Origin of the sequence: Kitasatospora sp. NPDC059088 (assembly GCF_042738155.1) — a bacterium.
Lineage (GTDB): Bacteria > Actinomycetota > Actinomycetes > Streptomycetales > Streptomycetaceae > Kitasatospora.
This window is the reverse complement of record NZ_JBHYGR010000002.1, coordinates 17115-32527: the sequence shown is the minus strand read 5'-3', so window position 1 is coordinate 32527 and position 15413 is coordinate 17115. Positions and strand designations below refer to the sequence as shown.

The following is a 15413-nucleotide window of genomic DNA, read 5'->3' as shown; positions in this document are numbered from 1 at the left end:
GGCGTGGATCACGCCGGGCGCCCCGCTGTCATGACCGGTGACTACTCCTTGCGGAGCATCGCGTCGACCACCCGGACGGAGGCCTTGCCGTCGTCCAGGTCGCAGTACGCCTCACGGAACGCGGCCGCCTTGTCCGCGTACTCGGCCGCCACCGCGTCCACCCGTCCGAGCGCGTCGACCAGCGCCTCGGAGGTGGCCAGCAGCGGGCCCGGGGCCTCGGCCTCGAAGTTCAGGCTGAAACCGCGCAGGTTGTCGCGGTAGTGCTCCAGGTCGTGGGTGAAGAACAGCACCGGCTTCCCGGTGGTGGCGAAGTCGAAGACGCTCGACGAGTAGTCGGTGACCAGCACGTCGGCGATCAGCAGCAGCTCCGCCATGTCGGGGTAGCTGCCGACGTCCCAGATGTAGCCGTTGCCGGCGCCCGGGATCTGGCCGCACATCATGTTGTGCCGGCGCACCAGCAGCACCTGGTCGTCGCCCAGCGCGGCCTTGGCCGCCTCCAGGTCGATCCGCAGGTCGATCTGGTAGCCGCCGTTCGGCCGGCGCCGGTCCTCGCGCCAGGTCGGCGCGTACAGCACGACCTTCTTGCCCTCGGGCAGGCCGAGCCGCTCGCGGACCTGCTCGGCGGTCTTCTCCCGGTCGGCCGCGAACAGCAGGTCGTTCCGGGGCGCCCCGCTCTCCAGGATCTCGCCCTGGTAGTCGAAGGCGCGCCGCAGCACCGGGGCGGACCAGCTGTTGCCGGCCACCAGCAGGCTCCAGTTCGGCACCTCGCGGCTCAGGCCCTTGAGGTAGTTCGAGTCGGTGAACCAGACCTTCTCGAAGTCGAGGCCGACCTGCTTGAGCGGGCTGCCCATCCGGGTCTGCAGGACCACCTGGCCGGGGCGGCGGACGAAGAAGTCGGGCAGGTGGGTGCTGGTGACGATGTACTTGGCGGTCGCCAGCGCCTCGAACCACTCCGGGCTCCACAGCCGGATCGGCTGCGCGGTGCGCGGCAGCTCGGTCTGCATGTCGTCGCTGCCCCACAGGTGCTCCAGCGGCAGGCCGCGGCGGACCAGCTCCTCGTGGATCGCCCGCGGGGAGTCGGCGTAGGCGCTGCCGTGCCCGGCGTTGTAGAGCACCGTGTCGCGCACCGGCAGGCGGCGGGCGGCCGGGTAGTCGGTGGTGCGCAGCCGGCGCTGGCGGAAGCCGGACCGCTCCTCGGGCAGCAGCGCCGAGTACGACTCCAGCGACAGGCCGTCGTGGTAGCGGCGCTCCAGCGCGATCCGCTTGCCGCGGGACTCCACCTCCACCGGCAGGGCGCCGAAGCAGTCCGGCGAGATCTGCACGTGGCTGTCCGGCAGGGCCGAGGCCGGCACGCCGACCGGACGGAAGAAGACGTTCCAGGTGCCCTGGGCGAGCGGCACCCGGCCGGCGAAGGTGGCGGTCGGGACGGCGGGCAGCGCGGTGCGGAACCGGCCGTCCGAGATCTCCACCGGGTAGACGTGCTCCTCCTCGCGCCAGTGGTGGCGGACCACCAGCTCCCAGCGGTGCGCGCCGGGCTGCGGGAAGGAGCCGCTCAGCAGGAAGCCGTCGGCGCCGCGCGCCGACACCTCGTCCACGATCGGCTGCAGCAGCTGGTCGGAGAGCTGGAGGTGGCCGCTAGGGGAGGGCTTGGTGTAGATCGCCCGGCGCAGCTCGACCGGCGCCTGCGGGTCCAGCGGGACGTGCAGCTGCTCGGGCGCGTTGCGGTCGTCCCAGACCAGCGGGAGGACGCTGTCGTCGGCCAGCAGCAGCGCGGTCTTCCAGCGGTCGCGGACGCGCTCGGCGGCCACCGGGTCCAGCTCGGCCCAGGCCTCGCGGACGGCGGTCAGCTCGGCGACCTCGACCGAGGAGGTGAACGGCTGCAGGGTGCCGGCCGGGGTGCCCAGCTCCACCGGGAAGGTCAGCTCGCGGTCCGACTCGAGGTGGGTGAGCCGCAGTCGGGCCCCGGCGAAGCTCGCCCCGGAACGGGCGGCACCGGAGACCTCGATCCGGCCGCCGTGCGCGGCCAGGCCGGTCACCCGGGCCTTGACGGTCTCCACCTGGAGGTAGACGAAGCCGTCCCGGACCCACGGCACGATCCGCACGTCCGGCTCGACCCAGTGCTGCGGGATCGACGCGGCGCTGTCGCTCCAGCCGGCCGAGATCCGGCCCTTGTAGATCCCGCCCTTGCCCGCGCCGGCCACCAGGACGCGCCAGTGGCCGTCCTTCCACTGGCCGCGGTGCTTGAGCTTCTTCGGGTCGACGGCGACGGAGAAGCCGGACCAGTCGCAGTTGTACAGGTCGTGGTTGCAGCTCGCGGTGGCCTCGGGGCTGTACTGGGTCTTCATCGGCACCGCGATCGCCCGGCGGCCCTTGGCCTCGCGCAGCACCAGGGTGCGCACCATGTCGTGCTTGTTCGCCGCGCCCAGCTGCTCCGGGTAGGCGTGCCCGGTCAGCTCCAGCTTCCCGCCGACCCAGGCGCTGCCGTACAGCCGGCTGCGCATGACCAGCGAGTTGTCCAGCTTGAGCACCCCGGACGGGACGCTCTTGCGCCCGCCGCGCAGGAACGGGTAGTCCGCGTACGGCCGCAGCAGGCCGCGGGCCTGCACGCCGCCGCCGCTCTCGCCCTCGTACTTGATCTGCTCGACCAGTTCGTCGACCCGGTTCTGCAGGGTCAGGTGGTACTTGAGCCGCAGCGGCGCGCGCAGCTTGCGGACCTGCTCCTGGCCGATCGAGCGGAGCAGTCGGCTGACGCTCTGGACGTAGGCGTCCCGGTACTCCTTGTCGCCGTCCACGACGGACCAGAAGAACATCGGGATCTCCTCGACGAGGGTGTTCTCGTCGTAGGAGCGCAGGTACTCGGCGAAGCGCGGCTCGGTCTGCTTCTTCAACCAGGCGCGGACCAGCTCGACCGAGGCGACCCGGTCGACCAGGCCCTTCGGGTTGGTGCGCATCTGGGTGATCGACATCTCGCCGACCTCGCGCTCGCGCCAGTGGTAGATCGGCTCGGAGAGCACGTCCACGCTCTTGGCGAGGTAGTGGTGCGGCACGCTGACCGGCGCGTCCTCGTACAGGATGCCCTCGGGGTAGAGCAGGTCGGCGGCGTCGAAGAAGGAGCGGCGGTACACCTTGTTCCACGCGGTGCGGTCGGTGACCAGCGCCGGGAGCTCGGTGATGTGGGTCTTGAGCCGGGTCTCCTTGAACGGCTTGGAGTGCCCGCCGGACTGGTAGTAGCCCACCGCGCGGAACCGCAGCACGTTGCCGGTGCAGAAGTCCGAGCCGGTCTCGTCCAGCGTGTTGATCATCAGCTCGTACGCGCTCGGCGGCATCGAGTCGTCGCTGTCCACGAAGCACAGGAACTCGGAGTCCGGGTCGATGTGCCGGATGCCGGTGTTGCGGGCCGCGCCGAGGCCCTTGTTGACCTGCCGGACCAGCCGGAACCGCGAGTCCTTCGCTGCGTACGCATCGGCGAGCGCCGCACTGCCGTCCTTCGAACCGTCGTCGACCATGACGCACTCGAAGTCCGTGAAGGTCTGGGCGGCGATCGAGTCGAGGCATTCGACGAGATAACGCTCGACGTTGTAGATCGGAACGACGATGGAGAGGCGGGGAGCCATCGGCTACGCAGGCCTTTCTCGGGAGGAGCGTGGCAGCCCGCAGGGGGTCTGGCCGCACTTGGATCGGTGCGTACGTGCCCCCCGATCCTACCTCCGGGGCCCGGACCCCCTCGGGCCCACTACGCTGGCCCCCGTGCCCCGCTTCAGCGTCATCGTCCCCGTGTACCAGGTCCAGGACTACCTCGCCGAGTGCCTCGAATCGGTCCTCGGCCAGGGCGGACCGGACTTCGAACTGATCGCGGTGGACGACCGCTCGCCGGACGGCTGCGGCGCGATGCTGGACGAGGCCGCGGCCGCCGACCCCCGGGTCCGGGTGCTGCACCTGCCGGAGAACGTCGGCCTGGGCCGGGCCCGCAACGCCGGGCTGGAGGTCGCCACCGGCGACTACGTGCTCTTCCTCGACAGCGACGACACCCTCACCCCCGGCCTGCTGGCCGCCGTCGAGGACCGCCTCGCCGCCACCGGCGACCCGGACGTCCTGGTCTACGACTACGCCCGCACCTACGCCGACGGCCGGACCACCCGCGCCGCCGCCGGCCACGTCTTCGGCGCCGACTCCCCGGACGTCTTCGACCTCGCCGCCCGCCCCGACCTGCTCGACCTGCTCCAGGTCGTCTGGAACAAGGCCTACCGCCGCGGGTTCGTCACCGAGCAGCGGCTGGAGTTCCCGGCCGGCTACTACGAGGACACCCCCTGGACGTACCCGGCGCTGCTCGCCGCCGCCAGCATCACCCTGCTCGACCGGGTCGGCGTGCACTACCGCCAGCGCCAGGAGGGCGGCAACATCCTGGCCACCGCCAGCCGCAAGCACTTCGACGTCTTCGCCCAGTACGACCTGGTCTTCGCCTTCCTGGACCGCCGTCCCGACCTGGACCGGTGGCGCCCGGTGGTCTTCGGCAAGATGCTCAACCACCTCAACACCGTGGTCGCCAAGCCCGGCCGGATCCCGCCCGGCGACCGCCGCGAGTACTTCCGCCGCTCCGCCGCGCACTGCGCCCGGCTGCGCCCGGCCGGCTACCGCCCGCCGCCCGGCGTGGACGGCGTGCGCACCGAACTGCTCGGCCACGGGCGGTACGCCGCCTACCAGGCCGTCCGCGCCCTGGCGAAGGCCCGACGGCTCGTCAACCGGTAAGCCCGTCCCCCGGATCCGGCCCGCGCCTGACGGCCGTTCGGGGGACGGGCAGGTATAACCGGTCGGGTGGACTTCCTGACCCGCCTTCCGGTCCTGGGCCCGCTCGTGGCCCGGGTGCTGCGCAGCCGCCCCTACCGGGTGTACGAGTACTTCTCCGCCGCCCGCGGCAACCGTCTGGCCGGAGCCGTCACCTTCTTCGGCTTCCTGGCCCTGTTCCCGCTGCTCACGGTCGGCCTGGCGATCGCCGTCGCCACGCTGAACGGCAGTCAGGTGGACGACCTCCAGCACCACATCTCCGACCAGCTGCCGGGCCTGTCGGACTCGCTCAACCTGCCGTCCCTGGTGGCGAACGCGGGCACCCTCGGGCTGGTCAGCGGCGCCCTGCTGCTGGTCTCCGGCCTCGGCTGGGTGGACACCATGCGCACCTCGATCAGGGACCTCTGGCAGCTGCCCGAGGAGGACGGCAACCCGGTGCTGCGCAAGGCCTGGGACGTCCTGGTGCTGGCCGGCCTCGGCCTGGTGTCGCTGTTCTCGGTGGCCGCCTCCGCCGCCGGCACCACGCTCGCCGGGCGGATCGCCGACGCGATCGGCCTGGGCAGCGGCTACCTGCTGACCGGGGTCGGCGTGCTGATCGCCATAGCGTGCGACATGCTGCTCTTCGCCTACCTGCTGGCACCCTTCCCCGGGATCACCGACCAGCGCCGCCGCGACCTGCTGACCGGCGCCCTGATCGGCGCGGTCGGCTTCGAGCTGCTGAAACTGCTGCTCTCCTCCTACCTCGGCTCGGTCGCCGGGCGGAGCCTGTACGGGGCCTTCGCCACCCCGGTGGCGCTGCTGCTGTGGATCAACTTCGTGAGCCGGCTGCTGATGTACTGCGTGGCCTGGACGGCCACCGCCGATCCGGCGGCGGCCCGGGAGCGGACCAGGGAGCACGGCCGGGCGCTGCTGGCCGCGGCCGACGAGGCCGAGGCGAAGGACACCACGCCCACGGCGACGCCCCGGCCCCGGACCTGAGGCCGGGACCGGGGCGTCGGACCGCGGCTCAGTCCCCGGCGCGGCCCGACGCCCGGCGCCGGAGGGCCACCACGGCGCCCGCCGCGACCACGGCCCCGACCAGCACGGCCGTCCAGGTGCCCGGGCCCGGCCCGTCGTCCCCGGCCGGTCCGGCGGCGGCCCGGCCCGCGGTGGGGGAGGGGTGCGGCGGCGGCGCGGGGGCACCGGCGGCGCCACCCGCCTGACCGGTCGGCTCCTCGCCGCCGGCCTGCTGCTCGTCGACCAGCCGGCCGACCGGCTGCACCTTGCCCGCCGCGGCGAAGCCCCAGTCCAGCAGCTCGGCCGTCTCGTCGTACACCTTCTGGTAGCTGGCCGGGTGCATCACCGTCACCAGCAGGGTCCGCCCGTTCCGCTCGGCGGCGCCGACGAAGGTCGAACCGGCGTTGGTGGTGGTGCCGTTCTTCACCCCGATCAGCCCGGGGTACTTGCCCAGCAGCCGGTCGGTGTTGGCGATCCCGAAGCTGCCGCGCTGGCCGGTGTTCTTGTCGACGGCGCCCGGGAACATCGCGTCCCGGGTCGCGCAGTACCCGCGGAAGTCCGGGTTGCGCAGGCCGGAGCGGGCGAACAGCGACAGGTCGTAGGCCGAGGACAGCTGGCCGTCCATGTCGTAGCCGTCCGGGGAGATCACCTTGGTGTCCCGCGCCTGGAGGGCCTCGGCCCGGGCCTGCATCTCGTTGACGGTCGGCTGGATGCCGCCGTTCATGTGGGCCAGGACGTGCACGGCGTCGTTGCCCGAACTCAGGAACACCCCGCGCCACAGGTCCTCGACCCGGTAGTCCAGGTTCTCCTTGATGCCGACCAGGCTGCTGCCGGCGCCGATGTTCTGGATCTCCTCGTCGGCGACCCGGTGCACCGCGTTGCGGTCGAACTTGGGCAGCACGGTGTCCGCGAAGAGGATCTTCAAGGTGCTCGCGGGGGGCAGCCTGAGATGCGGGTTGTAGGCCGCCAGCACGTCCCCCGACGTGGCGTCGGAGACTATCCAGGACTGGCCGGTGAGGTCCGTCGGCAGGGCCGGCGCCCCCGTCAGCGGATTGACCTGGACCCCGGGCAGCCCCAGCCGCTCACCGCCGATCGCGGACGGCGGGGGCGGCGCCTGCGGAGCCGCGACCGCCGCGGGCGCGGCGAGCAGGACCGGGAGGGCCGCGGTGACCGCGGCGCACAACTGCGCGAAGGTGTGACGGGGTGTGGACACCAGCTGACCGTACCCACTGCGGAGCGCCGCCGTCCGCCACACCGGACCGGTCCTCCGCAGGAGGGGCCCGCCCTACGCCGATCGGCGGCCCGCGCATACTGGGGAGGCACCCCGCCGCCACCGCACCCCCGCCGAGGACCACCCCATGAAGCTCAGCCGCCGCACCTCCTGGTTCCTGACCGCCTTCGGCGTCTGGTCGATGATCATCTGGACCACCTTCGTCAAGAACCTGTGGAAGGACTCCGGCAACCAGGCCTTCGTGAACGGCGACCACTCCCAGCCCACCGCCTTCTTCTGGATCCACCTGCTCCTCGCCGTCACCTCCTTCCTCCTCGGCATCGCCGTCGGCACCATCGGCCTCCGCGGCCTCCGCGCCACCCGCCGCACCCCGGCCACGGCCACGGACTGACCCCGAATCCCCGTCGCCGCTGTCAGTGCCCGCTGGCAGGATCCTCACCGTTCTCGCGCGCGCACCGGACGCGCCGAACACAAGGGGTGGGGAACCTTCATGACATTTTCGCGTGCCCGCAGACTCGGCGGGGTCGTCGTGGCGGCTCTCGCCGCCGGCCTGCTCACCGGGCCGGCGGCCTCGGCCGACTCCGCGCCGGCCGTCGTCGGTACCGCCCAGGGCGCGGACCGGATCACCGCGGCCTGCGGTCCGACCACGGATCCGGCCTGGATCGGCCGGAGCGGGACCGGCACCGACCTCGTCGCCAAGGTCACCGGTACCGGTGCCCGGTTCAGCGTCTGGGACGTGACCACGGGTGCGGAGGACCCGGTGTTCACCGGTGAGGCCCAGACCTACGGAACCCCGCAGGCCGGTCTCAGCGTGCCCGGCCTGCTGGACGGGCACAGCTACGCCTGGCACGCCTGGGCCCTCCAGGGTGCCCAGGCCTCCGCCCCCTCGGCGGACTGCCACTTCACCGTGGACGCCACCGCCCCGACCGTCACGGTCTCCTCGACCGACTTCCCGGCGAGCGGCACCGCCACGAAGTACGCGGGGCAGAAGGGGACTTTCGTCCTCAAGGGCGCCGATGCGGTCCCCGCGGGCGGTGAGGCCTCCGGAATCGCGTGCTTCCGGTACGCCTGGATGTACGCCGGGACCGACTGCAACTCGCCGGAGGCCGTCGAGCCGGATGCCGACGGTACGGCGAAGATCGACCTCAAGGTCCTGCAGTGGGGCAGCAACAACCTCGTCGTCAACGTGATCGACAACGCGGGCAACGTCGGCCGGACGACCTACACCTTCTACGCCCCGTCGAACCCCAGCGCGCCGAAGACCCTCGGCGACGTGGACGGGGACGGTGTCGCGGACATCCTGCTCCCCGACGCCCAGGGCAACCTGCAGTACATCGGCGTCAACGCGACCGACACGACGCCGAACGCCGTCATCGCGGCCAACCGCGCTCCCTCCGGGCAGAGTTGGGCGCCCTACCAGGTCGCCCACCGGGGGTGGGACTACCACGCGCCGTCCTCGGACGACCTGTTCATCCACAAGCCGGGCGACGCCTCCCTGACCGTCTACCGGAACTGGGACTACGGAGGCATGACCAAGGGCTTCGACCGTTCGGGCGACCGCGTGTGCGGCGACCCGTTCGAGCCGCAGCCCTGCCCGGCCGGCTTCGCCGCCGACTGGTCCAAGACCGACCAGATCGTCGCCTTCGGCCCGGTGGCCGGCGGCACCTCGCCGTCACTCCTGACGCTGGAGAGCGGGAACCTCTGGCTGCTCGCCGGGGCCACCTCCGGTTTCGACAAGATCACCAAGCTCACCACCTCCGGTGCCTGGGCGGGCTACGACCTGGTCGCCCCGGGCCCGGACGCGGCCGGCAACCTCGCCCTCTGGGCGCGTGACCGGGCCACCGGCGAGCTGCACGCCTACCCGGTCCCGAAGAAGGCCGACGGCACCTTCGACTTCTCCGCCCTCGCCGACCCGAAGGCGGGCGTCGTCGCCACCGGCTTCACCGTGGCCGCGTACCCGACCCTCGGCAGCTCGGGCGACGCCGACGGTGACGGCAAGCCGGACCTGTGGGCCGTCACGGCCGACCGGCACCTGGTGATGTACAGCGGCTGGACCGATGCCAACGACCTCGGCCCGCTGAACTGATCCGCCGACGGAGGCCCTGCCCGATCAACTCGGGCGGGGCCTCCGTGCCGTGGGCGGGCCGCCGGTCGGAATCCCCGTTGCCGCCGGTGGTTCTCCGCTGGCAAGATCCTCTCCGCTCGTACGCGCGTACCGGACGCGCCGAGCACGATGGGTGGGGGGAATTTCGATGAAGCACGTGCACCTGCGCAGATTCGGCGGGGTCGCCGCGGCGACCGTGGCCGCCGGGCTGCTGGCCACGCCGACGGTGGCGGTGGCCGATGCCGGGCCGGCCGTCCTGGGGACCAGTCAGGGCGTCGACGCCCAGCACCTCGGGGCCTGCGGCCCGGCGGGCGACCCGGCCTGGATCGGCCGGAGCGTCAACGGGCCGGCGCTCAACGTCAAGGTCGCCGGCACCGGCGCCCGGTTCGGGGTCTGGGACGTGACCACCGGCGCCGAGGACCCGGTGTTCACCGGTGAGGCCCAGGCCAACGGGGCCCCGCAGGCGGGCCTCACCGTCCCCGGTCTGCTGGACGGCCACAGCTACGCCTGGCACGCCTGGGCCCTCCAGGGCGCCCAGGCCTCCGCCCCGTCGGCGGACTGCCACTTCACGGTGGACACCACCAGCCCGACCGCCACGGTCTCCTCGACCGACTTCCCGGCGAGCGGCACCGCCCCCAAGTTCGCGGGCCAGGTCGGCACCTTCGTGGTCAGGACCACCGACCCGGTGCCGGCCGGCGGCGAGTCCTCCGGGATCGCCTGCATCCGCTACGGCTGGGGCAACCTCGGCGTCGGTGGCTGCGACTCGCCCGACGCCGTCGTCCCGGAGGACGACGGCACGGCGACCGTCAGCCTGCGGGTCCTGAACTGGGGCACCAACACCCTCAACGTCCAGGTGATCGACGACGCGGGCAACGTCGGCGGGGCGGGCTACACCTTCTACGCCCCGTCGAACCCCAACCCGCCCAAGGCGCCCGGCGACGTCGACGGGGACGGCGTCCCGGACGTCCTGCTGCCGGACGCAGCGGGCAACCTGCAGATCATCAGCAGCGGCTCGGGTGACACCACGCCGTCCGCGGTGATCCGGGCCGTCCAGTCCCCGAACCAGACCTCCTGGTCCAACGTCCAGGTGGCGCACCGCGGTTGGGACGCCAACATGCACGCGCCGATGGACGACCTGCTGATGCACCCGAGCGGCTCGCCGGCGCTGTACTTCTACAGCAACCAGGACTACGCCTCGTTCACCGGGTACCCGTCGGCGATCTCCCGGCCGTCCGCCTGCCAGAACGCCGCCGGAACGGCCGCCGCCTGCCCGGCCGGCTTCGCCACCGACTGGCACAAGGCCGACCAGATCGCCCTGATCGGCTCCCTGGACAGCCGGATGGTCTCCTCCCTGATGACCGTGGAGGACGGCAACCTCTGGCTGTTCGCCAACCCCGGCTTCTCCTACCGGCTGCGGACCGCCCGCCAGCTCACCACCGACGGCGCCTGGGCGGGCTACGACCTGGTCGCCCCGGGCCCGGACGCGGCCGGCAACCTCGCCCTCTGGGCGCGTGACCGGGCCACCGGGGAGCTGCACGCCTACCCGATCGCGAAGAAGGCCGACGGCACCTTCGACTTCTCCGCCCTCGTCGACCCGAAGGCTGGCGTCGTCGCGAGCGGCTTCACCGTCGACAAGTACCCGACGCTCGGCAGCTCGGGCGACGTGGACGGCGACGGCAAGCCGGACCTGTGGGCCGTCACGGCCGACCGGCACCTGGTGTACTACAGCGGCTGGAGCGACCCCTCCGGTGCCGGTGCGCTGAAGTGAGGAACACGGAGGCCCCCGTCCGATCGGAAGGATCGGACGGGGGCCTCCGTGGGTGTCGGGCGGGGATCAGAAGCGGCGGGTGACCAGCGCCCGCTTCACTTCCTGGATCGCCTTGGTGACCTCGATGCCGCGCGGGCAGGCCTCGGAGCAGTTGAAGGTGGTGCGGCAACGCCACACGCCCTCACGGTCGTTGAGGATCTCCAGGCGCTGCTCGGCACCCTCGTCGCGCGAGTCGAAGATGAAGCGGTGCGCGTTGACGATGGCGGCCGGGCCGAAGTACTGGCCGTCGTTCCAGAACACCGGGCAGGACGACGTGCACGCGGCGCACAGGATGCACTTGGTGGTGTCGTCGAAGCGCTCGCGGTCCTCGGCGGACTGCAGGCGCTCGCGGGTCGGGTCGTTCCCCTTGGTGATGAGGAACGGCATGACGTCCTTGTACGCCTGGAAGAACGGGTCCATGTCCACGACCAGGTCCTTGAGGACCGTCAGGCCCTTGATGGCCTCGATCGTGATCGGCTTCTCCGGGTCGACGTCCTTGATCAGGGTCTTGCACGCCAGCCGGTTGCGGCCGTTGATCCGCATGGCGTCGGAGCCGCAGATGCCGTGCGCGCAGGAACGGCGGTAGGTGAGGGTGCCGTCCTGCTCCCACTTGATCTTGTTGAGCGCGTCCAGGACGCGCTCCTTCGGGTCCAGGGTCAGCTGGTAGTCGACCCACACCGGGTCCGGGTGCTCCTCCGGGTTGAACCGGCGGATCCGGAAGGTGACGGTGATCAGCTGTACGCCACCGGCCTCGACCGCGTCCAGAGCGGCCGAGTGCTCCACAGTCGGAGTGCTCATCAGTACTTACGCTCCATCGGCTGGTAGCGGGTCGTGACGACCGGCTTGTAGTCGAGGCGGATGGAGGTGCTGCCGTCGGCGGCGACCTCCTGGTACGCCATGGTGTGCTGCATGAACTTCACGTCGTCACGGGTCGGGAAGTCCTCGCGGTAGTGACCGCCGCGGGACTCCTCACGGGCCAGCGCGGAGACGGCCAGCACCTCGGCCAGGTCGAGCAGGTTGCCCAGCTCGATGGCCTCCAGGAGGTCCGTGTTGTACCGGAAGCCCTTGTCCTGGATGGAGACGTGCTTGTAGCGCTCCCGCAGGGCGGCGATGTCCTCGACGGCCTGCTTGAGGGTGGCGCCGGTGCGGTAGACCATCGCGTTGGCGTCCATGGTCTCCTGCAGCTCCTTGCGGATCTGCGCCACGGACTCGGTGCCGGTCGACTCGCGGAGCCTGTCGACCATGCCCTGGACCAGCGCCTCCGGGTCCTCCGGGAGCGGGACGAACTCGTTCGCGTTGGCGTAGTCGGCGGCGGCGATGCCTGCGCGACGGCCGAACACGTTGATGTCCAGCAGCGAGTTGGTGCCGAGGCGGTTGGCGCCGTGCACGGACACGCAGGCGACCTCGCCGGCCGCGTACAGGCCCGGGACGACGTCGGTGTTGTTGCGCAGGACCTCACCCTCGACGTTGGTCGGGATGCCGCCCATGGCGTAGTGCGCGGTGGGCTGGATCGGGATCGGGTCCGTGTAGGGCTCGATGCCGAGGTAGGTGCGCGCGAACTCGGTGATGTCCGGGAGCTTGGCGTCCAGCTGCTCCGGCGGCAGGTGGGTCAGGTCCAGGTAGACGTGGTCGCCGTCCGGACCGCAGCCGCGGCCTTCGCGGATCTCGGTGTAGATCGCGCGGGAGCAGACGTCACGGGACGCGAGGTCCTTCATGACGGGGGCGTAGCGCTCCATGAAGCGCTCGCCGTCCTTGTTGCGCAGGATGCCGCCCTCGCCGCGGGCGCCCTCGGTGAGCAGGATGCCCATGCGCCAGATGCCCGTCGGGTGGAACTGGAAGAACTCCATGTCCTCCAGCGGCAGGCCGCGGCGGTAGGCCACGGCCTGGCCGTCACCGGTGAGGGTGTGGGCGTTGGAGGAGACCTTGAAGAACTTGCCGGTGCCGCCGGAGGCGAACACGACCGACTTGGCCTGGAAGACGTGGATCTCGCCGGTGGCCAGCTCGTAGGCGACGACGCCGGCCGTCTTGCCCTCGTTGATCAGCAGGTCGAGGACGTAGAACTCGTTGAAGAACTCGACGCCGTGCTTGACGCAGTTCTGGAACAGCGTCTGGAGGATCATGTGGCCGGTGCGGTCGGCCGCGTAGCACGAGCGGCGGACCGGGGCCTCGCCGTGGTTGCGGGAGTGACCGCCGAAGCGGCGCTGGTCGATCCGGCCCTGCTCGGTCCGGGAGAAGGGCAGGCCCATCTTCTCCAGGTCGAGGACGGCGTCGATGGCCTCCTTGCACATGATCTCGGCGGCGTCCTGGTCGACCAGGTAGTCACCGCCCTTGACCGTGTCGAAGGTGTGCCACTCCCAGTTGTCCTCCTCGACGTTGGCCAGGGCGGCGCACATGCCGCCCTGGGCCGCGCCGGTGTGGGACCGGGTCGGGTAGAGCTTGGTCAGGACGGCGGTGCGGCTGCGCTGCGTCGACTCGATGGCCGCGCGCATGCCGGCGCCGCCGGCGCCGACGATGACGGTGTCGTACTGGTGAATCTGCATGGGGGGTTAACTCGCCTCTGGCCTCTGCCGATGGTCGATGGTGCTCGCGGCTCAGATGTTGGGGTCGAAGGTGAAGATCACCAGGGTGCCCAGCAGCACGGTGAAGACCGTGGCGGTACCCATGAGCCCCTTGAGCCAGAGCCGGGTCGAGTCCTTCTCGGCGTAGTCGTTGATGACCTGACGCATGCCGTTGGCGCCGTGCAGCATGGCGAGCCAGAGCATCAGGAGGTCCCAGCCCTGCCAGAACGGCGAGGCCCAGCGACCGGCGACGAAGGCGAACCCGATCTTGGAGACGCCACCGTCCAGGACCAGCATGATCAGCAGGTGGCCGAGGATCAGCACGACCAGGACGACACCGGACAGGCGCATGAAGAGCCAGGCCAGCATCTCGAAGTTGGTGCGGGTGCGGCGCGGGGTCTTCCCGGTCCGCTTGCGCGGCGGCTCGATGACGAAGGCGTCGGCGGGGTTGCCCGTGCCGAGGCCCTTGCCGGTGTGCGCCTGCTTGGAGGGGACGACGATCGCGTCGGAGTAGTCCGTGGACATCAGTCAGCTCACTTCCCGAACCAGGAGATCAGCGTGTGCTGCAGGATGCCGTAGAAGGAGCCGGCCATCAGGACGACCCAGACCCCGACGACGGTCCACAGCATCTGCTTCTGGTACTTCGGGCCCTTGGACCAGAAGTCCACCGCGACGACGCGCAGGCCGTTGAGCGCGTGGAACAGGATGGCGGCCACCAGGCCGTACTCCATCAGGTTCACGAGCGGAGTCTTGTACGTCTGAATGACGGTGTCGTAGGACTCCGGCGACACTCGCACGAGGGCGGTGTCCAGGACGTGGGCGAACAGGAAGAAGAAGATGAGGACGCCGGTGACTCGATGAGCCACCCAGCTCCACATGCCTTCCCGGCCGCGGTACAGCGTTCCAGCCGGCACGGAAAAACCCTCCGGAAGCGATTGGGGGCTCGGCCGGCTTCGGTGTCGGTCAGCCCGGCCGGGTACGGTCCACCGGCCGCCAGCATCCTATCGACGCCTCGTCGGGAACCGCCTCCGGGGTACCCAGGTGTGATCAATCAGGCACTTCTGGCCTAGTGCGGAGGGAACCCGGGCCACTTCGGTCACGCTGAGTGACAAGCCTGGGCTTCATGGTGACGGGCGGCGATCGGATTCACCCGGGGGGATGAAATCGGGTCCGGCCGCACCGCCCCCGGCGTGGCGCGCCGGGGGCGGGGGCTCAGCGCGCTCCGGCCTCGGAGTGGGTGGCGACCAGGTGCTCCAGTCGGGTGAGGGCGATCCGCCGGAGCTCGTCCGCCGCGGTCAGCCGCTCCTCGTCCGGGTCGTTGGCCAGCCGGGTGCGGATGGAGGAGAGCACGGCGTCGAGCATCTCCTCCGGGTCGACGCCGTCCAGGCAGACCACGAAGACGTGGCCGAACCGGGCCTCGTAGGCGGCGTGGGCGGCCCGCAGCGCGGTGTGCGCGGCCTGGCTGCCGGGGGCGCGCATGCCGAGCAGCGGCTGCGGCATCCAGCTCTCGTCGGCCAGGGCCTCGGCGAGGTCCGCCGGGCGCAGGTCGTAGGAGGCCTCGCTGGCGGCGGCCAGCAGGGACTCTATGTCGGGGTAGGGGCGGTGGGCGGTGAGGCGCAGGGCCCAGCGGTGGCTGCCGCAGCAGGCCAGCAGGGCCTCCTCGGCAGCGCCGGCGTCCGCCTCGTTGAAGCGGTGCAGGCCGAGGAGGGTCGGCTCGCTGCGGACGTCGGGCCGCTGTGACGGGATGTCGCTGGCCAGCGGGTCCTCCTCGTGAGGGCGGGAAGCGGCTGGTGTGGGGTGGTGGAGCAGGTGGAGTATGGGGCTGCGGAGGGGGCGCGCGGCGCCGTTCTGGCAGCTCCTCAAAGGTAGTTGAGCGCTCATCAGTTGGGGAGGGCGCGCGCGGAATTCATCCGGACGAGCTATCAAGTTGTGACG

At 71.4% G+C, this 15413-nt stretch carries 12 protein-coding genes; 5 read left to right on the top strand and 7 right to left on the bottom strand.

The genetic code is table 11. The features are described from left to right. Positions 1–41: 41 nt before the first annotated feature. Positions 42–3614, bottom strand: coding sequence for a CDP-glycerol glycerophosphotransferase family protein (locus tag ACFWXO_RS01065; RefSeq protein WP_380521172.1), 3573 nt, complete (start codon positions 3612–3614; stop codon positions 42–44). A 133-nt stretch (positions 3615–3747) separates the two neighbouring features. On the opposite strand from ACFWXO_RS01065, the gene ACFWXO_RS01060 reads away from it, so the two are divergent. Both ACFWXO_RS01060 and ACFWXO_RS01055 read left to right on the top strand, forming a co-directional pair. Beyond that, positions 3748–4746: a glycosyltransferase family 2 protein gene (locus ACFWXO_RS01060; RefSeq protein ID WP_380521170.1), complete on the top strand. Its 999-nt coding sequence runs from the start codon at positions 3748–3750 to the stop codon at positions 4744–4746. 66 nt (positions 4747–4812) lie between these two features. After that, positions 4813–5760: a YihY/virulence factor BrkB family protein gene (locus tag ACFWXO_RS01055; protein ID WP_380521168.1), complete on the top strand. Its 948-nt coding sequence runs from the start codon at positions 4813–4815 to the stop codon at positions 5758–5760. A 28-nt stretch (positions 5761–5788) separates the two neighbouring features. On the opposite strand, the gene ACFWXO_RS01050 is transcribed toward ACFWXO_RS01055, so the two are convergent. After that, positions 5789–6991 carry a D-alanyl-D-alanine carboxypeptidase family protein gene (locus ACFWXO_RS01050; RefSeq protein WP_375882248.1) on the bottom strand — a complete coding sequence of 401 codons (1203 nt, stop codon included), beginning with the start codon at positions 6989–6991 and terminating at the stop codon, positions 5789–5791. Between the two features lie 145 nt (positions 6992–7136). On the opposite strand from ACFWXO_RS01050, the gene ACFWXO_RS01045 reads away from it, so the two are divergent. The 3 genes from ACFWXO_RS01045 (at position 7137) to ACFWXO_RS01035 (ending at position 10881) form a co-directional block, all read left to right on the top strand. After that, complete coding sequence (locus ACFWXO_RS01045) at positions 7137–7400, top strand: SCO4848 family membrane protein (protein ID WP_380397302.1); 264 nt, start codon at positions 7137–7139, stop codon at positions 7398–7400. 99 nt (positions 7401–7499) lie between these two features. Beyond that, positions 7500–9095, top strand: a complete 1596-nt coding sequence (locus tag ACFWXO_RS01040; protein ID WP_380521167.1) for a hypothetical protein — start codon at positions 7500–7502, stop codon at positions 9093–9095. Between the two features lie 166 nt (positions 9096–9261). After that, positions 9262–10881: a hypothetical protein gene (locus ACFWXO_RS01035; RefSeq protein WP_380521165.1), complete on the top strand. Its 1620-nt coding sequence runs from the start codon at positions 9262–9264 to the stop codon at positions 10879–10881. 66 nt (positions 10882–10947) lie between these two features. Here the strand turns inward: ACFWXO_RS01035 and ACFWXO_RS01030 are convergent, their stop codons facing one another. The 5 genes from ACFWXO_RS01030 to ACFWXO_RS01010 all read right to left on the bottom strand — a co-directional run bounded on the left by ACFWXO_RS01030 (position 10948) and on the right by ACFWXO_RS01010 (position 15341). Beyond that, entirely contained in the window at positions 10948–11718 is a 771-nt protein-coding gene (locus ACFWXO_RS01030; protein ID WP_375882257.1) for a succinate dehydrogenase iron-sulfur subunit, read from the bottom strand. Beyond that, complete coding sequence (gene sdhA, locus ACFWXO_RS01025; protein WP_380521163.1) at positions 11718–13460, bottom strand: succinate dehydrogenase flavoprotein subunit; 1743 nt, start codon at positions 13458–13460, stop codon at positions 11718–11720. The genes ACFWXO_RS01030 and sdhA overlap by 1 nt, the downstream gene beginning before the upstream one ends. A gap of 51 nt (positions 13461–13511) precedes the next feature. After that, on the bottom strand, positions 13512–14003 hold the full coding sequence (gene sdhD, locus ACFWXO_RS01020) for a succinate dehydrogenase, hydrophobic membrane anchor protein (RefSeq protein ID WP_375882263.1): 492 nt from the start codon (positions 14001–14003) through the stop codon (positions 13512–13514). An 8-nt stretch (positions 14004–14011) separates the two neighbouring features. Continuing rightward, positions 14012–14392, bottom strand: coding sequence for a succinate dehydrogenase, cytochrome b556 subunit (sdhC, locus tag ACFWXO_RS01015; protein WP_033332398.1), 381 nt, complete (start codon positions 14390–14392; stop codon positions 14012–14014). A 298-nt stretch (positions 14393–14690) separates the two neighbouring features. After that, positions 14691–15341, bottom strand: coding sequence for a 2-oxo-4-hydroxy-4-carboxy-5-ureidoimidazoline decarboxylase (locus ACFWXO_RS01010; protein WP_375882266.1), 651 nt, complete (start codon positions 15339–15341; stop codon positions 14691–14693). Between the last annotated feature and the right edge of the window lie 72 nt (positions 15342–15413).